16 protein-coding genes and 1 pseudogene are annotated in these 17,981 nt (G+C 66.5%); 8 read left to right on the top strand and 9 right to left on the bottom strand.

Going from position 1 to position 17,981, the window contains the following annotated elements; translation table 11 throughout:
* Positions 1-76 precede the first annotated feature (76 nt).
* The 4 genes and pseudogenes from ASF53_RS14380 to ASF53_RS14365 all read left to right on the top strand — a co-directional run bounded on the left by ASF53_RS14380 (position 77) and on the right by ASF53_RS14365 (position 2,187).
* Positions 77-571 carry an RDD family protein gene (locus tag ASF53_RS14380; protein ID WP_056200171.1) on the top strand — a complete coding sequence of 165 codons (495 nt, stop codon included), beginning with the start codon at positions 77-79 and terminating at the stop codon, positions 569-571.
* Positions 572-710: 139 nt separating this feature from the next.
* Positions 711-1,457, top strand: coding sequence for an arginyltransferase (locus tag ASF53_RS14375; protein WP_056200169.1), 747 nt, complete (start codon positions 711-713; stop codon positions 1,455-1,457).
* 86 nt (positions 1,458-1,543) lie between these two features.
* A pseudogene (locus ASF53_RS14370) lies at positions 1,544-1,870 on the top strand (type II toxin-antitoxin system RelE/ParE family toxin).
* A complete protein-coding gene (locus ASF53_RS14365) occupies positions 1,870-2,187 on the top strand; it encodes a helix-turn-helix domain-containing transcriptional regulator (RefSeq protein ID WP_056199468.1) in 318 nt (105 codons plus the stop codon). Before ASF53_RS14370 ends, ASF53_RS14365 begins: the two are co-directional and overlap by 1 nt.
* Positions 2,188-2,221: 34 nt before the next feature.
* Here the strand turns inward: ASF53_RS14365 and ASF53_RS14360 are convergent, their stop codons facing one another.
* The 3 genes from ASF53_RS14360 to ASF53_RS14350 form a co-directional block, all read right to left on the bottom strand.
* Entirely contained in the window at positions 2,222-2,785 is a 564-nt protein-coding gene (locus ASF53_RS14360) for a sugar O-acetyltransferase (protein ID WP_056199465.1), read from the bottom strand.
* Between the two features lie 26 nt (positions 2,786-2,811).
* Positions 2,812-3,717, bottom strand: a complete 906-nt coding sequence (ypfJ, locus tag ASF53_RS14355) for a KPN_02809 family neutral zinc metallopeptidase (protein ID WP_056199463.1) — start codon at positions 3,715-3,717, stop codon at positions 2,812-2,814.
* A 106-nt stretch (positions 3,718-3,823) separates the two neighbouring features.
* A complete protein-coding gene (locus ASF53_RS14350; RefSeq protein ID WP_056199461.1) occupies positions 3,824-4,795 on the bottom strand; it encodes a uracil-DNA glycosylase in 972 nt (323 codons plus the stop codon).
* A 211-nt stretch (positions 4,796-5,006) separates the two neighbouring features.
* Between ASF53_RS14350 and ASF53_RS14345 the strand changes: the two genes are divergently transcribed.
* Positions 5,007-6,680, top strand: coding sequence for an electron transfer flavoprotein-ubiquinone oxidoreductase (locus ASF53_RS14345; RefSeq protein ID WP_056199457.1), 1,674 nt, complete (start codon positions 5,007-5,009; stop codon positions 6,678-6,680).
* Between the two features lie 102 nt (positions 6,681-6,782).
* Here the strand turns inward: ASF53_RS14345 and ASF53_RS14340 are convergent, their stop codons facing one another.
* The 4 genes from ASF53_RS14340 to ASF53_RS14325 form a co-directional block, all read right to left on the bottom strand.
* A complete protein-coding gene (locus ASF53_RS14340; protein WP_082482730.1) occupies positions 6,783-7,529 on the bottom strand; it encodes a peptidoglycan-binding domain-containing protein in 747 nt (248 codons plus the stop codon).
* A 257-nt stretch (positions 7,530-7,786) separates the two neighbouring features.
* Entirely contained in the window at positions 7,787-8,791 is a 1,005-nt protein-coding gene (locus ASF53_RS14335; RefSeq protein ID WP_056199450.1) for a P1 family peptidase, read from the bottom strand.
* Complete coding sequence (gene rarD, locus ASF53_RS14330) at positions 8,788-9,672, bottom strand: EamA family transporter RarD (RefSeq protein WP_056199448.1); 885 nt, start codon at positions 9,670-9,672, stop codon at positions 8,788-8,790. The genes ASF53_RS14335 and rarD overlap by 4 nt, the downstream gene beginning before the upstream one ends.
* 57 nt (positions 9,673-9,729) lie before the next feature.
* Positions 9,730-10,017, bottom strand: coding sequence for a hypothetical protein (locus ASF53_RS14325; protein ID WP_056199445.1), 288 nt, complete (start codon positions 10,015-10,017; stop codon positions 9,730-9,732).
* Between the two features lie 141 nt (positions 10,018-10,158).
* Between ASF53_RS14325 and ASF53_RS26310 the strand changes: the two genes are divergently transcribed.
* Positions 10,159-10,323: a ribosome modulation factor gene (locus ASF53_RS26310; protein WP_015824345.1), complete on the top strand. Its 165-nt coding sequence runs from the start codon at positions 10,159-10,161 to the stop codon at positions 10,321-10,323.
* A 98-nt stretch (positions 10,324-10,421) separates the two neighbouring features.
* Positions 10,422-11,609, top strand: a complete 1,188-nt coding sequence (gene metC, locus ASF53_RS14320) for a cystathionine beta-lyase (protein ID WP_056199442.1) — start codon at positions 10,422-10,424, stop codon at positions 11,607-11,609.
* Positions 11,610-11,881: 272 nt separating this feature from the next.
* Here metC and ASF53_RS25055 read toward each other — a convergent pair whose 3' ends face one another.
* Positions 11,882-13,024 (bottom strand): GTPase, encoded by a 1,143-nt coding sequence (locus ASF53_RS25055; RefSeq protein ID WP_082482728.1) that lies wholly within the window; start codon positions 13,022-13,024, stop codon positions 11,882-11,884.
* Between the two features lie 426 nt (positions 13,025-13,450).
* Positions 13,451-14,047 (bottom strand): pyridoxamine 5'-phosphate oxidase family protein, encoded by a 597-nt coding sequence (locus ASF53_RS14315; RefSeq protein ID WP_056199439.1) that lies wholly within the window; start codon positions 14,045-14,047, stop codon positions 13,451-13,453.
* 461 nt (positions 14,048-14,508) lie between these two features.
* Here ASF53_RS14315 and ASF53_RS14310 point away from each other — a divergent pair, with 461 nt between their 5' ends.
* Positions 14,509-17,769, top strand: a complete 3,261-nt coding sequence (locus ASF53_RS14310; RefSeq protein ID WP_056200165.1) for a PAS domain S-box protein — start codon at positions 14,509-14,511, stop codon at positions 17,767-17,769.
* Positions 17,770-17,981 lie beyond the last annotated feature (212 nt).

Genomic DNA, 17,981 nt, shown 5'->3' with positions numbered 1-17,981 from the left:
CCCCTCCTCTCTTGAGAGCGCGGCGCCGTCTCCCCACTTGCCGAACGTGCACGCAACGGTCGAGGAAGCGGCGGCCATGACGGATTTTCAGCCCGGTTATCACCCCGGCTACACCAACCCGACGGGAATGCCGGGCCAGGGCGGATTCCCCGTGCCGTATGTGAGGGCGAGTCTGGGCGGGCGTACGGTCGCCTACCTGCTCGATCTCGCCTTCATCTTCGTGTTCACGGCCGTGCTCGCCACGGCGATCGCGATCCTCGGCGTGCTGACCTTCGGCTTTGCTTGGATGCTGTTCCCGATCCTCGGGGTCAGCGGCATCCTCTACAGCGCGATCACGGTGGGCGGTTCCAAGCAGAGCACGCTCGGGATGCGCATGCTCGGCCTGCGCGTGGTGGCACCCGAGAGCGGGCGCCCGGTGGATTTCTTGACCGCGGGCATCCACGCGCTGCTGTTCTACGTGGCGATCTCGACCTTCCTGCTCTGGTGCATCGACGTGGTGTTCGGCCTCGTGCGCTCCGACCGGCGCCTCGGCCACGACCTGCTGCTCGGTCTGGCCGTCGTGCGCGACTGATCCCCCCTTCGGGTGAGGGCATGGCGGCGGAAAGCCGCCGTCATGACCCATCAATCCGGTTGAGCCCCGCGGCGATCCCGTTACATTGGCTGCGGTGCCGGCGTTCGATGCCTTGGCCCCGAGGGCGAGCCTTCCCAGCGTGACGAGCCATCCGCGCGACACACCGCAATTCTACCTGACGGCGCCCTCCCCCTGCCCCTACCTGCCGGGCCAGGAGGAGCGGAAGGTGTTCACCCATCTCGTGGGGCGGCGCGCCCGCGACCTCAACGAGATCCTGACCCAGGGCGGCTTCCGCCGCTCGCAGACCATCGCCTACCGCCCGGCCTGCGAGACCTGCCGCGCCTGCGTCTCGGTGCGGGTGGTGGTGGAGGATTTCGCCATGACCGGGAGTCAGCGGCGCATCCTCCAGCGCAATGCCGAACTCATCGGCACGCCGGAGCCGAACCGTCCGGCCTCCGAGCAATACGCCCTGTTCCGCCGCTATCTCGACGCCCGCCACGGCGATGGCGGCATGGTCGACATGACGGTGCTCGATTACGCAATGATGATCGAGGACAGCCACGTCGACACGCATCTCGTGGTCTACCGCGAGCGCGGGCCCGACAGCGCGATCCACGGCCGCGGCGTCGGTGCCCCCGTCGCCGTCTGCCTCACCGACGTCCTCGCCGACGGCCTGTCGATGGTCTACTCGTTCTACGACCCCGACGAGGCGAGCCGCAGCCTCGGCACCTACATGATCCTCGACCACATCCGCCGCGCCCGCGACCTCGGCCTGCCGTATCTGTATCTCGGCTACTGGGTCGATGGCTCCCGCAAGATGGACTACAAAGCCAAGTTCAAGCCGCAGGAGCGGCTGATGCCGCAGGGCTGGGTGCGGGTGGAGTAGCGCGGCCACACTCCAAGAATAGCCTGCGCATGGCGTTTCCGGGCCCTGCATTGTCTTGAATGGTAACTTTTAAGGTACTATTCTGGATGGAGATTCGGGAGTTTCTGGACGGGAGCGGCCACAGTCCCTTCGCCTCTTGGTTCCACGACCTTGATCCGCAGGCGGCGGCCAAGGTGACCGTTTCACTGGCGCGCATGGAAGCGGGCAACCTGTCGAATGCGAAGTCGGTCGGCGATGGTGTGCAGGAATATCGGATCGCCTGGGGGCCCGGTTATCGACTGTATTTCGGCCGCGATGGGGATCTGCTGATCATCCTGCTCTGCGGCGGCACCAAACGCCGGCAATAGGATGATATCGCCGAGGCACGGGTCCATTGGGCGGACTACAGGCGCCGGAAAAAGGAGATGGGCTGATGGCCCTGACGCGCAGCTTCAAGGACACCGTGAAGGCGAGGGCCGAGCACGACCCGGCCTTCCGTGATGCCCTCCTCACCGAGGCGGTGGACCAACTCCTCGCGGGCGACATCGAGACCGGCAAGGCCGTTCTGCGCGATTACATCAATGCGACGATCGGCTTCGAGCGCCTGTCGCAAGAGACCGGCACGTCGTCCAAGAGCCTTATGCGGATGCTCGGCCCGACCGGCAATCCAACAGCGACCAACCTGTTCGGTGTCCTTCGGACGGTGCAGAAGGCCTCGGGCGTGCAGCTCTCCGTCGCGATCGGCCGCTGAGCGGGGCCGGCTTACCGCCAGCCGACCGCCTCGATCACTCCTTCGTCCACTTCACGACCTTGGCCGGGTTTCCCGCCACGACGGCGTAGGGCGCCACGTCGCGGGTCACCACCGCGCCCGCGCCGATCACCGCCCCGTCGCCGACGGTGATGCCGGGGAGCAGGATCGCGCCGCCGCCGATCCACACGTCATCGCCGATGGTGATGGGCCGGGCCGATTCCCAGAACGCGGCCCGTGCGGCGCGGTCGAGGGGATGCTCGGCGGTGTAGAGCTGCACCATCGGGGCGATCTGCGCGCGGTGGCCGATGGTGATCGGGGCGCAGTCGAGGAAGACGCAGTTGAAGTTGCAGAAGAAGTCGTCGCCGACCGTGATGTTGCCGCCGTAATCGCAGGCGAAGCCGGGGCAGATCGTCGGGTTGGTGCCCGCCGATCCGAGCAGCTCGCGGATCACCGCCTCGCGGCCGGCCGCGTCTTCGGGCTCCATGGCGTTGAGCCGCAGGAGCCGCCGTTTGGCGGCGTTGCGAAGCGCGATCAATTCCGGATCGTCGCCGCGATAGGGCTTTCTGGCGAGCATCAGCTCGCGCGCGGTCTCGGCCATATCAGCCTTCCCAACTTCCAGAAAAATCAGCCACGGCTGGCGCGGAAGGTGTCGCAGGACTTGGTCTGGCCGCTCTTGTAGCCGGTCATGAACCAGCGCTTCCGCTGCTCGGACGAGCCGTGGGTGAAGGAATCCGGCACGGCATAGCCCTGCGATTTCTCCTGGAGCTTGTCGTCGCCGATGGCGCTGGCGGCCTTCAGCGCCTCGTCGATGTCGCTCTGGTCCATCGCGTTCCAGCGGTCGTTCGAGTTCTTGGCCCAGACGCCGGCGAGGCAATCGGCCATCAGCTCGACGCGCACGGAGAGCTGGTTCGCTTCCGTCTTGCTGCTCGCGTTCTGCTGGCGGCTCTGCACCTTGCCGAGGATGCCGAGCACGTCCTGCACGTGGTGGCCGACCTCGTGGGCGATGACGTAGGCGTAGGCGAAATCGCCCTTCACGCCGAACTTGGTCTGCATCTCCTTGAAGAAGCCGAGGTCGATATAGACCTTCTTGTCGAGCGGGCAGTAGAACGGCCCCATCGCGGCCTGAGCCATGCCGCAGCCCGAACGGGTGCCGCCCTGGTAGAGCACCATCGTCGTCGGCTTGTATTGCCGCCCGGTCTGGTTCGGCAGGATCTCGTTCCACACATCCTCGGTGTTGCCGAGGATTTTTGAGGCGAACTGGCCGGCGCGATCGGTCGGCGCCTCGCCGCGCCGGGCCTGCGTCTCGGGATCGACCCGCTGCTCGCGTTGCTGCCCGCCGCCGGACATCTGCTGCGCGCCGCCGAGCAGGATCGCCGGGTTGATGCCGGTGACCCAGGAGATCAGCAGCACGATGACGATCGTGCCGATGCCGAGGCCGCCCATGCCGCCGCCGGGGAAGCCGCCCCCGCCGCCGCCCTCGCCGCGCCGGTCTTCGACGTTCTCAGAGGCGCGAAAATCGTCCCAGCGCATAAAGTCTCCCGCTGCCCCGCGTCTCGCCCGGCCTCATCGGGATACCGGACTTGGTTTCTAGAATGGCGAGGCGGAGGATACGGTTCCGCTTGGCGCCTGCCCCGGCCTACTTGCCCGCGGCGCTCCCGTCGAGGGCGCTCTTCAGCATTCGGAAGTCGCGCCAGGCGAGGCGCTTCTGCACCGGTTGGCGCAGCAGGTAGGCCGGATGGAGGGTGGCGAGCGCCCGGATCTCGCGGCCGTCGCCGAGGCGATAGGGGTAGAAGCGACCGCGCGCCTTGAGGATGCCGTCCTTGGTGCCGGTCAGCGTTTGCGTCGCGGGCGCACCGAGGCAGACGAGGATATCGGGGTTGGCGAGTTCGATCTGGCGCTCGACGAAGGGGCGGCAGATCGAGATCTCCTGCGGGGTCGGGTTGCGGTTGCCCGGCGGGCGCCAGGGCACGACGTTGGAGATATAGGCGCTGGTCCGGTCGAGACCGATCGCCGCCATCATCCGGTCGAGGAGCTGGCCGGAGCGGCCCATGAACGGCTTTCCGATCCGGTCCTCGTCGGCGCCCGGTGCCTCGCCGACGAACATCACCCGCGCCTGCGGATTGCCGTCGGCGAAGACGAGGTTCTTGGCGGTGAAGCGCAGGCCGCAGCCCTCGAAGCCGCGCAGCAGCTCTTCGAGTTCGTCGAGGGTCTTCATCTGCGCGGCCCGGGCCCGCGCATCGTCCGCCGCCTCGCCGGGCTTGGCGCCGGCCGCGTTGCCGTAGGTGCGCGGGGGCTCGCGGGCGGGCGCGTCGCGGCTCGGCAGCTCGCGCCGGAACGCCAGGGGCGGCCCTTCCGCGGAGGGAGCCTCACCGCGCTGCGGCGGCTCGTGGCGCGGCGGGAGGGGCTCACGGCGTGGTTCGAGGGCCTCGCGGCGGGGCGGCGGCTCGGCCCGCGCGGCGGGCGCCTGAATGGACTCGGCCTCGGCGAACCGGTCGTGGGGCTGCTCGTCGAGGGTCGCGTCGACACCTGCCGCGACATGGAAGTCGAGGTAGGAGATCAGGTCGCCTCGGGCGTCGGTATCCGCGTGGTTGGCCGTCATCGTATCCATGTGGCGTGGGAGCGACCTGTGGACAACGCCCGGATGCGTCCTGCGGATCGTCGCATGGGCGCGCTCCGCATTCCTCCGGCATTCCCCTGCGCCTGCCTGCCGCTACCCGAACGGCCTTGCCTTCCTAGCTTGGAATCGCTTGAGAGACATCTTGACAATGGATCGAGCCGGAGCGGCGCCGGACGCCCGAACGGCCGCAGGAGGAATGAGGATGGCGCTGCCCGAACGCGAAGGCATGGATTTCGACGTGGTGATCGTCGGCGCGGGACCCGCCGGCCTCGCCGCCGCGATCCGCCTCAAGCAGCTCTCCGCGCAGAAGGGTGAGGAGCTCTCGGTCGTCGTCGTGGAGAAGGGCGGCGAGGTCGGCGCGCATATCCTCTCCGGCGCCGTGGTCGATCCGCTCGGCCTCGACACCCTGCTGCCCGAGTGGCGCGACGATCCCGACCGCCCGCTCAAGACGGCGGTGGAGCGCGACGAGTTCCTGTTCCTGACGAAGAACAGCGGCGTCACCATGCCGAACGTGTTCTTCCCCAAGCTGCTGTCGAACCACGGCAATTTCGTCGGTTCGCTCTCGAACACCGTGAAGTGGCTGGGTGCCCAGGCGGAAGGGCTCGGCGTCGAGATCTATCCCGGCTTCCCGGCAGCGGAAGTGCTCTACGACGAGCGCGGCACGGTGACCGGCATCGCCACGGGGGATCTCGGCATCTCCCGCACCGGCGAGGCGCGCGACGACTTCACCCGCGGCATGGAGCTGCGCGCTAAATACACGGTGTTCGGCGAGGGCGCGCGCGGCTCGCTCACCAAGACGCTGATCGATCGGTTCGGGCTCAACCGCAACAGCGACCACCAGAAATACGGTTTGGGCGTCAAGGAGCTGTGGCAGCTCGCCCCGAACAAGTTCGAGCCTGGGCTGGTGCAGCACACGATGGGCTGGCCGCTGCCGAACAAGGCGGGCGGCGGCTCGTGGCTCTACCATTTCGACGACCATCTGCTCTCGGTCGGCTTCGTCACGCACCTGAACTACGAGAACCCGACCCTGTCGCCGTTCGAGGAGTTCCAGCGCTTCAAGACCCATCCGATGATCGCCGAGACTTTCGAGGGGGCCAAGCGCATCGGCTACGGCGCCCGCGCCATCATGGAGGGCGGCTGGCAATCGGTGCCGAAGCTCGTCTTCCCCGGCGGCTGCCTCGTCGGCGATTCCGCCGGCTTCGTGAACGTGCCGCGCATCAAGGGCTCGCACAACGCCATCCTGTCCGGCATCCAGGCGGCGGACGCGATCTTCGACGCGCTCGTCCAGGGCCGCCAGGGCGACGAACTGACCGCCTACGAAGAGGGCTGGCGCGACAGCCCGATCGGGCGCGACCTCAAGCCGGTGCGCAACGTCAAGCCGCTCTGGTCGAAATACGGCACGCTCGTTGGCGTGGGTCTCGGCGGGCTCGACATGTGGATGAACACGATCGCCAACGCCTCGCTGTTCGGGACGCTGGGCCACGGCAAGCCGGACCATGCCTGCCTCAAGCCCCTCTCGGAGGTGACGCCGATCACCTACCCGAAGCCCGACGGCAAGCTCACCTTCGACCGGCTCTCCTCGGTGTATCTCTCGAACACCAACCACGAGGAGGACCAGCCGCCCCACCTCAAGGTGAAGGATATGGGGCTGCAGAAGACCTCCGAGCACGACGTCTACGGCGGTCCGTCGAGCCGCTATTGTCCGGCCGGGGTCTACGAGTGGGTGGAGGACAAGTCCGCCAGCGACGGCGTGCGCTTCCAGATCAACGCGCAGAACTGCGTCCACTGCAAGACCTGCGATATCAAGGACCCGAACCAGAACATCAACTGGGTCACCCCGGAGGGACCGGGCGGGCCGAATTACACGAACCTTTAGAAGCGCGGCCTCGGAGGCATGGCTCGGTCGCGGTCGATCGGATCATGCCTCCGGCACGGACGTCCGATGCAGCTCTCTGCTCGGCGTCTGTAGGAACGGTCGTTATGATTCCTTGCCCGCGTGTCCGGCTTCGAGCATCTCCTTGACCGCCTTGCCCCAACTCTGGGCTTCGAGATACGGGTAGGTCCAATACATCCCGCCGCCCTTTGGCGGTCTCTTCCATTCATCCAGATGGATGCCGCCGACCGCCATCTCGAGGCCGCAGCCGCCATACTTCCTGGCGAGCCAGTACTGGCCGAGCTTCCCCAGTTCGCGTCCTGAGAGACGGTTCTCATCGCGGCCGACGATCCAGGCATCCAGCGCGCGACCGCCCTCGCCGTAATCGTCGTGGCGGATGCTGCCGACTCTCTTGCCGGGCATGCCCTTCCGCGGTTGTCCGCCGCTGTAGATCTGCGCCTGAAACCCGGCACCGAAGACGTCGAAGACCGCGCTGGCCAACGTGACTTCAAGAAAGGGCGTGCAGGGGCGATTACGGGTTGCGTATTGGTTCTTGTAGACGACGTCAGCCCTGCCTCTTGCCCGGTTGTCATTCGCGTTGCCGTTGGGCCAGCGCGAGAGCTTCGCCTTCGTCTCCGGCCCGCAACGTCCATCGATGCTGATGCCCGCATCCCTCTGGAAATCCATGACGGCGATTTCCGTCCCACCACCGTAGAGCCCGTCGATTGCCCCTTTGTAATATCCCAGTTCTCTCAATCGCGCCTGAAGACTGACGACGTTCGGGCCAACGTCACCTCTTTCCGTGATTTGTTCATTCTCGGATGAAACGAGCGCAAGAAGCCCATCGGGCATCACGATCCTCCCAGATGATCGGCCTCCCCCGCACACTTCTTAATCGAACGAGCTGCCGAGCTCCACGAATTCTGACAGAAGTAAATATTCCAATTTTATATTATATTACAATTTAAAAATACGTAGATTTTACAGTTTGTTTCTGTGTGGGTTGCTAGTTTTTTGTTATAGAATGGCAGCTTTACTTGGCATTCGAGCGAGTCGGTCGTCTGAGAAAACCGAAAGATCTGCCTGATATTGCGGGTTAGTCCGGAAGGTTAGCCAGGACGTCCGTCGATCTCCCGCCATGCCGGCAGGTCCAGGCAGGGCAGCCGGGTCGCGGCGTGGACGCCGATGGCGACGGCCCGCGCCAGCGTCTCGGCGGCGGCTGCGCCGAGGCGGGCGAGATCGGCCACCTCATCCCCGAGCGGCACCGCGCCGGTAGCGACCGCGAACACCACATCGCCGTCGAGCGGCGTGTGGGCCGGGTTGATCGCGCGGGCGAGGCCGTCCTGCGCGGCGATGGCGAGGCGCTTGGCCTGCGCCTTGGTGAGCCGCGCGTCGGTGGCGACGATCGCCAGCGTCGTGTTGGCGCCGGGTAGGGGCTCGCGCGGCCAGGACAGGGCGTCGTCGGGCATCCGCGGCGGCAGACCGAGGCCGCCGAACTCGCCGTCCCGCTCGAAGGGGGCAGCCCAGAAATGCGGCCCCTGCCCTATCGTCACCCGGCCGAAGGCGTTGACCGCCACCAGCGCGCCGACCTGTGCGGACAGGCCCGGCACCGCGCTCGAAGCCGAACCGAGGCCGCCCTTGAGGTTGGCGGTGCGCGCGCCGAAGCCTGCGCCGACCGAGCCGAGGGGAAAGGCGCCGCCCCGCGCGCCGTCCGCCGCCGCGTAGCCGAGGTCGCGGTAGGGCGGGAAGCGGCCCCAGGCCTTGTCGCCGCCGTTGAGCAGATCGAACAGGATGGCGCCGGGCACGATCGGCACGCGCACGTCGCCGACCGCGAAGCCCCGGCCCGCTTCCCTGAGATGGGCGACGACGCCCGCCGCCGCGTCGAGCCCGAAGGCCGAGCCGCCCGACAGCACGAGGGCATCGACCGCCTGCACCGTGGAAGCCGGATCGAGCAGGTCGGTCTCGCGGGTGCCGGGGCCGCCGCCGCGCACATCCACCGCGCAGACGAAGGGTTCGTCGAAGACGAGCGCGGTGACGCCGCTCGCGATTCTGGCATCTTCCGCGTGGCCGACGCGGATGCCAGAGATGTCGGTGATGCGGTTGAGCCGGGTCATCGCCTCTCTCCTGCCCGTGCGATCGGCAACGCGGCGCGGCGCCGGCGCTCGTAGCGGATCGCATCGTAGGCGTAGAGCACGAGAGCCAGCCAGATCAGCCCGAACAGCACGAGGCGGTCCGGCGTCAGGGTCTCGCCATAGACCAGCGTGCTGAGCGCCATCAGGCAGGTGGGCGCGATGTATTGCATCAGCCCGAGGGTCGCCAGCGTCAGCCGGGTCGCGGCGGCGGCGAACCAGATCAGCGGCAGCGCCGTGGTGACGCCGGTGAGCGCCAGCAGCCCCCAGGTGCGGGCGGCGTCGGGCACCGGAGGCGCGGCGAGCACGAGATAGGCCAGAGCCGCCGGCAGGAGCAGGAAGGTCTCGGCGCAGAAGCCGACAGTGCCGTCGACGGCGACGAGTTTGCGCACCAGCCCGTAGAGCGCGAAGGTCACCGCGAGCCCGAGCGACAGCAGCGGCAGGCGGCCCGCCATCGCCACCGCGACCACCACGCCGAGCACGACGATGGCCACCGCCACCACCTGGACCGGGCGCAGCCGCTCGCCGAAAACGAGGGCGCCGAGCGCCACCGAGACCAGCGGGTTGATGAAGTAGCCCAGGCTCGCGTCGAGCATGTGCCCGCTCGACACCGCCAGGAGGTAGAGCATCCAGTTGATCGCGATCAGCCCTGCCGAGACCACGAGCAGGCCGTGGCGCGGCCGCAGCGGGAACGGGTTGGCGAGCCGTTTGCGCAGCAGCGCGATCAGGCCGACCACGAGCAGCGCCGACCACGCGATGCGCTGCGCCAGGATCGTGCCCGGCGGGATGCCGTCGAGGAGCCGGAAATGCACCGGGACGACGAGGCCCCAGCTCAGATAGGCGGCAAGCGCGTAGATCAGGCCCAAGATTGCACGGATGGCGGCGTGGCGGGGCGCCGCTTGTAGCCCGGACCGGTCGCGCGGTCAGCGTTTGCGGGCGGAGGCCGGGGGCGCTTCGCCGCGCATCAGGGCGTTGAGGCGCTCGGTGTCGAAGCCGGTGAGCATGCGCTCCTTCTTCGAATCGGTCGCCGGCCCCTGCGTCACCGTGCCGGTCGTGGCGGGATCGGGCAGGACCGGGGCGACCCGCGCGATCGTCGGGGCCGGCACGGCGGCGACCGCCTGATGCATGAGCCGGTCCGCACTCACGAGAACGACCGAGAGCGTGCCGAGGCCGGTGATGGTGCCGAAGGTGATGACGCGCAGGATGCTCACGATGGGGAACTCGATACGCAGGGTACGCGGGACCGTGAACGCCGGCCCCGGAAACAGGATGCGCGTGGTGTCGTTAATGAACCGGACGGCCGGGCCCGCTGCGGACCGGCCCTATTCAGGACATCGACACAGGATCCGGCCATGAACGAGCAGGCGACGGCGAGCGACAGCCCCTTCATCCAGGGGCGCAACGCGCGGCTCTACGGCAAGAGCATCGATGAATGCCCCTATGCGGAGGGCTCCGAGGATCGCGCGGCCTGGATCCAGGCCTACGAAGAGGCCGCGGCCGACGATCCGGCGGCGTGAGGTCCGCCCGAGGCGCGCCGAGACTGCCTTGACGCGTCCGGTCTCGGAAGGCTGAAAGGGCTTCAACGCGAAAAGCCCTCTCATCCTCCCCGAGGCCGATGTCCAAATCTCCCCCCCGCGACCGTGGTCGCTTCGGCGCCGACACCCGCCTCGTACTCGCCGGGCGCGACCCGTCGGCCCAGCACGGCTTCGTCAACACGCCGATCTATCGCGGTTCGACGGTCCTCTACCCGACTTACGAGGACATCAAGCACCGGCGCGGGCGCTACAATTACGGCACGTCGGGCACGCCGACGATGGACGCGCTGTGCGAGGCGTGGAGCGAGATCGCCGGGGCGGCGGGCACGGTGCTCACGCCGTCGGGTCTCTCGGCCCTGACGCTGGCGCTGATGACCTGCGTCAGCGCGGGCGACCACCTCCTCGTCACCGATTCCGCCTACCGCCCGACCCGCATTTTCTGTGACGGCGTGCTCGCGCGCTACGGCGTCGCGGTCGAGTACTACGATCCGCTGATCGGCGCCGGCATTGCCGGGTTGATGCGCGACAACACGCGGGCGGTGCTCGTGGAAGCGCCGGGCTCGCAGACCTTCGAAATGCAGGACGTGCCGGCCATCGCCGAGGCGATGCATGCCCGCGGCGGCGCGGTGGTGATGGACAACACCTGGGCGACGCCGCTGCTGTTCCCGCCGCACGAGCGCGGCGTCGATCTCGCGGTGGAGGCCGGCACCAAGTATCTCAGCGGCGGCTCCGACCTGTTGCTCGGCCTCGTCTCGGCCAACGCCGCGCACTACCCGGCGCTCAAGCGCACCTACGAGCACTTCGCCCCCTGCGCCGGCCCCGAGGACATCTTTTTGGGCCTGCGCGGCCTGCGCACCATGGGTCTGCGCCTGCGCGAGCACGGCGTCCGCGGGCTGGCCATGGCCGAGTGGTTCCAGGCCCGCCCGGAGGTGCTGCGGGTGCTGCATCCGGGCCTGCCGGAGGATCCCGGCCACGCGATCTGGAAGCGCGACTTCTCCGGCGCCTCGGGCCTGTTCGGCGTGATCCTCAAGCCGGTCTCGGAGGAGGCTTTGGCCGCCTTCCTCGACGGGCTCGAACTGTTCGGGATGGGCTTTTCCTGGGGCGGCTTCGAGAGCCTCGTCATCCCCTTCGACCCGACCGTCTACCGCACCGCCACCCGCTGGCCGCCGGACGGCTCGGCGCTCCGCTTCCATATTGGCCTGGAGGATCCGGAGGATCTGAAGGCGGATCTGGAGGCCGGGTTCGCGCGGATGGCAGCTGTGGGCTGAGGGCGAAACTTGATTGGCTTGGCTGCCTGGAGGACTGGTGAGGGTGGGAAGCGGACCCTAACCTTTCGCCTCGAAGCAGACGTTCCGCCTCCGCGACCCAACCCCGCTGCCCGCGCTTCTCCGAAACGGGCGTTCGTTGTCCCTTAAGCAACTTTGGCTCCAAGTCGATGCAGACGTAAATCTCATGACTTAAAGCGGGCGATCGTTATTGTGCAATTTGACCCCTTGGTCTGGAGGTAATTTGCACTTACCTGCTGCTGATAAGGCACAAATCAAATTTCTGTTTTGTCCTTATTGTTGCTGTAGAATTCCGGGAACTCACGCGCAACCTCTTCTGCGGTAGGAGCTACGCCCGTTTTAATGATAAATCTATATAGAAATTCCGCATAAAGTCGACCAAATGCATTGGTGATTGTGCCAGCAACAATACCATTGATGATCCAGCCTGCTCCAGGAATAAAATCCAATAACTTTCCTGCTGCCCATCTGCCGGTCATTGTCGATGTCGCGCACCCCAATACGGTTGTTATCATTCCGTATTTTTTTACTTGATCTAACTCCATTCCAAACGCCAAAGACACTGACACAATCATCGCAGCTTGGATTGGTACAATCGTCATTATATCGGGAATGCCTGGGATCGGAGCAATGCTAGCAGCAGCCGCAGTGGAATAATTGATGCGTATTTTTGCTGATTGCATTTTCAAATCTAAGTCTATCTTTTGAGCTGATATAAAAGCAGCCTTAGCAGCTTCTGGAAGTTGTTTCAGCGTACTAAGAACGAGCTTGTCTAAGCCGGTCATATTAAGGTTTAGTTTTTTATATGGCGCGGCCCTCACCGCAATGTAATCCACAACTTTTGCCGGCGGCCTTCCTTCATCAGACTTGATGAATTCCAGAGGGGCCTGATCAATAAAATCTGGATCCATGCCGTGTTTTGTCAAAACTACAATATTTGAGACATTGAATTCAGATAGTAACCTCGCCAAATCTCTATGACTCGGCTCTACGCGGCTTGTGGCTTCGTTAATGCAAAGCCACGCCACGTGAATGTGGTCGTGCGCATTTTTCGATTTGTTGGCTTTTTCCAGCTCTCCCCGCAGGGTCTCAAGTATAAATTTATATTCACGCTTCTCGAACCCCTTGGTATCGAGTATGCGCAATGGGCTACCATCCTTGGTAAACCATTCGGCTTCTTCTGTGATAGGAGCGCCCGAGCCAGTATTTGTAAATTTCTCTCCGAATACGCCGTTTATCAGTGTGCTTTTTCCGACGCCGGTATCACCGGCAACTATTATATTTACAAATCCAATTTTTTCGACTTGTTCACTTACGATTCTATCAAACTCGGTCTTTATTTTTTCAAAATCAACTTTTACGTCGGGGGCTGCTTTAGTAATCTCGTTATCAGCCACGTCGAACCCCCAGCATTACTGAAACGATACTGAAACGATACCAATGGATCGGTGCCTAATTTCTGACACCATGTCTATCAGCGGCCAGTCGCTCAAAGCTTATCCTCACGTTAGTACATCTGCGGAACTCCGTCTCGCCTTTATTGAGGGCGCCAGCGAAGAATGTGTCGACTGGTTTGGTCAGAAAGGCTTCTTAGAGCACCGCGTCGCGCGCGGCATGCAGCTTCACTGCGGCTGGGAAGTTAGGCCATTATCCCTTCATCTCTCACCGTCGCTTATAGTGCACCCAGCGCGCCTGCGCCACGGTGATGTCGTCCTGTTTTAGGTGGTTGGTGCCGACACACAGCAATCGGAAAGCGGACCTTCCGAGGGTCCGAGAACGGTCGAAAGCGGCCCCCGCGGGAGCAATCTGACGGGGGTGGGACCCTAAGGCGCCACCCACGTCCCCATCCAGCCCTCGCCCTCCCGGCAAAAAACCGCCCGGCGGTGCCCGCGCCGGTCGAGGTAGAGCAGGTCGATCCGCTCGGCGTTGAGCACCACCGCACAAAAGTTCTCGCGGCCGATGCGCGCTTCCGGGTCCTCTTCGGGCATCGTGTAGGCGTCGCCCGCGGCGAGCGCGGTGCCGGGGGCGGGTTCGACCCCGTAGCAGACCCGGCTCATCGTCCGCGCGGCGGCCCAGGCGGCGTCGGCGACCGCGTCGTCGTGGTGCAGGCGTGCCCACCCCTCGACGCGGATCTGGAGCTTGGCTTGACGGTCATAGACGTGGAGGGCGGCGAGGCCGTTCTCGGCGATCTCCCGCGCCTTGTCCGAGCGCCGGTCGCAGTGGAAGCGCAGGGTCCCCGCCCCGGCCTCCGCCGCGCGCAGCACCACGGTGCGCAGCCGCGGACGGCCCGCCGCATCGACCGTCGCGAGCGACGGCATGTGGCACGGGCTGTGCCCGTGTCCCACGCCTTCGGTGAGACGGCGCCAGCCCTCGGCGCGGAAGCCGTCGAGGTAGTCGTAGAAGGAAGGCAGCGCGTCCACGAAAAGGCTTTCCTGAGAGCATCGTCCCGAACGGTGGTGTCCGGCTTTCGGAAAAAAGAGGATGCAAAAACACGTGCCGAGAGAGCAGGAGGCCCGACCGGGGGCTGTTGCCTGCCCTGGATGCTGACGCGGCCGGTGCGCCCGCGCAAGGCGCTTGCCTGCTCAACGCCGTTGGAGCGTGATCGACCAAACTTCTCGGCCGGCTGCCTTGGCATCGCCACCGGTTCGCGCCATGGCATGGGTCCGGGAGGTTCTCGATTCCGCTTCCTGCACCCAGCGATGGCACGGCTGGCTGGTTCCCACGTTGAACGCTGTCGAACATACGGTCCCGCTTTTCCCTTGTCCCATCACCTCCCTCGGCCCTTGCCCCTGCACGCCCGCCCGAGGCCTCTGCTTTCGTCCGTCCTCCGATCCCATCCGCGTACCGGCGGACGGCATTCGTCGTGCCGGAGGCGCACCGCGTGAGTGACGGGCCCTTCTTCCTCGAAGGCGGCGGTGAGGCCGGCGCGCTGATCCGTGGGATCGATTGGGCGGCGACGCCGCTCGGTGCGCCGGAGACATGGCCGGCCGCGCTCAAGACTCTGGTCGGCGTGATGCTCGGCTCGCAGCAGCCGATGCTGATCGTCTGGGGCGAGGCGCACGTCACCCTCTACAACGATGGCTATGCCCCGATGTGCGGCGCCCGCCACCCGAGCGCGCTCGGCCGGGCCTTCGACGATGTCTGGCACGACATCTGGGATCAGGTGGAGCCGATCCTGTCGCGGGCCTATGCGGGCGAGGCCACGCATATGGAGGACATCACCTTCACGATGCACCGCAACGGCTACCCGGAGGAGACCCACTTCGCCTTCGGCTACACGCCGGTGCGGATCGAGGACGGCACGGTCGCGGGCATGTTCTGCGCCTGCTCGGAGACCACCGCCTCGGTGCGGGCGGGCCGGCAGATGCATGCCGAGCGCGAGCGCTTCGCGCGGCTGTTCGAGCAAGCGCCGAGCTTCGTTGCGGTGCTCGACGGGCCCGACCACGTCTTCGCCTTCGCCAACGCCGCCTATCGCCAACTCGTCGCCCACCGCGAGATCCGTGGCAAGCCGGTCCGTGTGGCCCTGCCGGAGGTCGAGGGCCAGGGCTTCTTCGAGCTGCTCGACGAGGTGTTCTCCACCGGCCGCACCCACACGGCGCATGGGGCGCCGGTGACGCTCCTGCGCGTGCCCGGCGGTGTGCCGGAGCGGCGCTTCCTCGATTTCGTCTACCAGCCCATGCGGGACGCGGTCGGGACGATCACCGGCGTGTTCGTCGACGGCTCGGACGTGACCGAGCGGATCACCGGCAACGCGGCGCTCGCCGAGAGCGAAGCGCGCTTCCGCACCATGGCGGACGATGCGCCCGTGATGATGTGGGTGACCGGCCCGGACGGCGCCTGCCAGTACCTCAACCGGCGCTGGTACGATTTCACCGGCCAAGACGAGACGCAGGCTCTCGGCCTCGGCTGGCTCGAGGCGGTGCATCCGGACGATCGCGGCTGGTCGGGCGAGACCTTCCTGCGGGCCAATGCCCGGCACGCGGGCTTCAGCCTCGAATACCGTCTGCGCCGCCGCGACGGCGTCTACCGCTGGGCGATCGACACCGCGAGCCCGCGTTTTGCCGCCGACGGGAGCTTCCTCGGCTATATCGGCTCGGTGGTCGATATCGAGGAGCGACGCGCCGCCGAACTGGCGCTCGCCGAGAGCGAGGAGCGCCTGCGGCTGGCCGTCGAGAGCGGCGAGATCGGCCTGTGGGACTTCGATCCGCGGGTCGGCACCCTATTCTGGCCGCCGCGGATCAAGGCGATGTTCGGGTTGGGCCCCGACGCCGAGGTGACCCTCGACGATTTCGCCGACGGCCTCCACCCGGACGACCGGGCGCGGGTCACCGCCGCCTTCGCCGCCGCGCTCGATCCCGGCGCCCGCGCCTTCTACGATGAGGAGTTCCGCGCGATCGGCCGTGCCGACGGCCTGGTGCGCTGGGTCGCGGCCAAGGGGCGCGGCGTGTTCGACGCGGAGGGCCGCTGCCTGCGCGGCGTCGGCAGCGCCATCGACATCACCGCGCGGAAGGCGACCGAGGAGCGCCTCGTCGAGACCACCCGCCGCCTCGACGCCGTGCTCGACAACGCGACGCAGGCGATCTTCATGATGGATGAGCGCCAGCACTGCGCCTACATGAACCGCGCCGCCGAGCGGCTGACCGGCTACAGCCTCGACGAGACGCACGGCAAGGCGCTCCACGACGTCGTCCACCATACCCGGCCGGACGGGAGCCCCTACCCGCTCCACGAATGCCCGATCGATCAGGCTTTCCCCGAGAACAATCAGGAGCAGGGCCAGGAGATCTTCGTCCACCGGGACGGCTCGTTCTATCCCGTCGCCTTCACCGCGAGCCCGATCCGCGACGAGGACGGCACGCCGATCGGCACGGTGATCGAGGCGCGCAACATCGAGGGCGAGCTGCGCGCCAAGGCGCAGTTGGAGGCGTTCAACGCGAGCCTGGAGCAGCAGGTCGCGGCCCGCACCGCCGAGCTGATGCGGACCGAGGAGGCCCTGCGCCAGAGCCAGAAGATGGAGGCGGTGGGCCAGCTCACCGGCGGCCTCGCCCACGACTTCAACAACCTGCTCACCGGCATCACCGGCTCGCTCGAATTGCTGCAGACCCGCCTCGCGCAGGGGCGGATCACCGAGATCGACCGCTACGTCAATGCCGCGCAGGGGGCCGCCAAGCGCGCGGCGGCGCTGACCCACCGCCTGCTCGCCTTCTCCCGCCGCCAGACCCTCGACCCGAAGCCGACCGACGTGAACCGGCTGGTGATGGGCATGGAGGAGCTGATCCGCCGCACCATCGGCCCGTCGATCACCCTCGAAGTGGTGGCCGCGGGCGGGCTGTGGTCGGTGCTGGTCGATCCGAGCCAACTCGAGAACGCGCTTCTGAACCTCTGCATCAACGCCCGCGACGCGATGCCGGATGGCGGGCGCATCACCATCGAGACCGCCAACAAGTGGCTCGACGACCGCGGCGCCAAGGAGCGCGACCTCGATCCCGGCCAGTACCTCTCGCTCTGCGTGACCGACACCGGCACCGGCATGAGCCCGGACGTCATCGCCAAGGCGTTCGACCCGTTCTTCACGACGAAACCGATCGGCCAGGGCACGGGCCTCGGCCTGTCGATGATCTACGGCTTCGTGCGCCAGTCGGGCGGGCAGGTGCGGATCTATTCGGAGGTCGGCGATGGCACGACGATGTGCCTCTACCTGCCGCGCCATTACGGTGCGGCGGAAGAGCCGGACGCAGCCCCGGATCTGGCCGCCGCGCCCCGCGCCGAGCAGGGCGAGACGGTGCTCATCGTCGATGACGAGCCGACGGTGCGGATGCTGGTGACGGAAGTGCTGGAGGATCTCGGCTACACCGCGATCGAGGCCGCCGATGGCCCCTCCGGCCTCAAGGTGCTGCAATCGGACGTGCGCCTCGACCTGCTGGTCACCGATGTCGGCCTTCCCGGCGGCATGAACGGGCGCCAGGTGGCGGATGCGGGCCGTGTGCTACGGCCGGACCTGAAGGTGCTGTTCATCACCGGCTATGCCGAGAACGCGGCGGTGGGCAACGGCCACTTGGAGCCCGGCATGCAGGTGATCACCAAGCCCTTCGTGATGGAAGTGCTGGCCGCGCGCATTAAGGAGATGATCAACTCGCGGTGAGGGGGGGAAGCCCTTATCTTCACGAACGGATCGGTGCGCGCATCCCATCTCCCCGCACGCGGGGAGAGGGCTTCATGCCCCCTCGTCGGGGCATGAAGCGAGGCGGTAGCCGAAGGTGAGGGGGCGGTGCCGGAAGAGTCTCATCCTGAGCCGCCCCCTCACCTTCGCTCCGGCTGCGCCTCCGCTTCCGGCCTGCACGACAAGGTGCAGTC

The organism is Methylobacterium sp. Leaf123 (genome assembly GCF_001423405.1).
GTDB lineage: Bacteria > Pseudomonadota > Alphaproteobacteria > Rhizobiales > Beijerinckiaceae > Methylobacterium.
The sequence above is the reverse complement of the archived record's forward strand: the minus strand, read 5'-3'. Positions and strand labels throughout refer to the sequence as shown.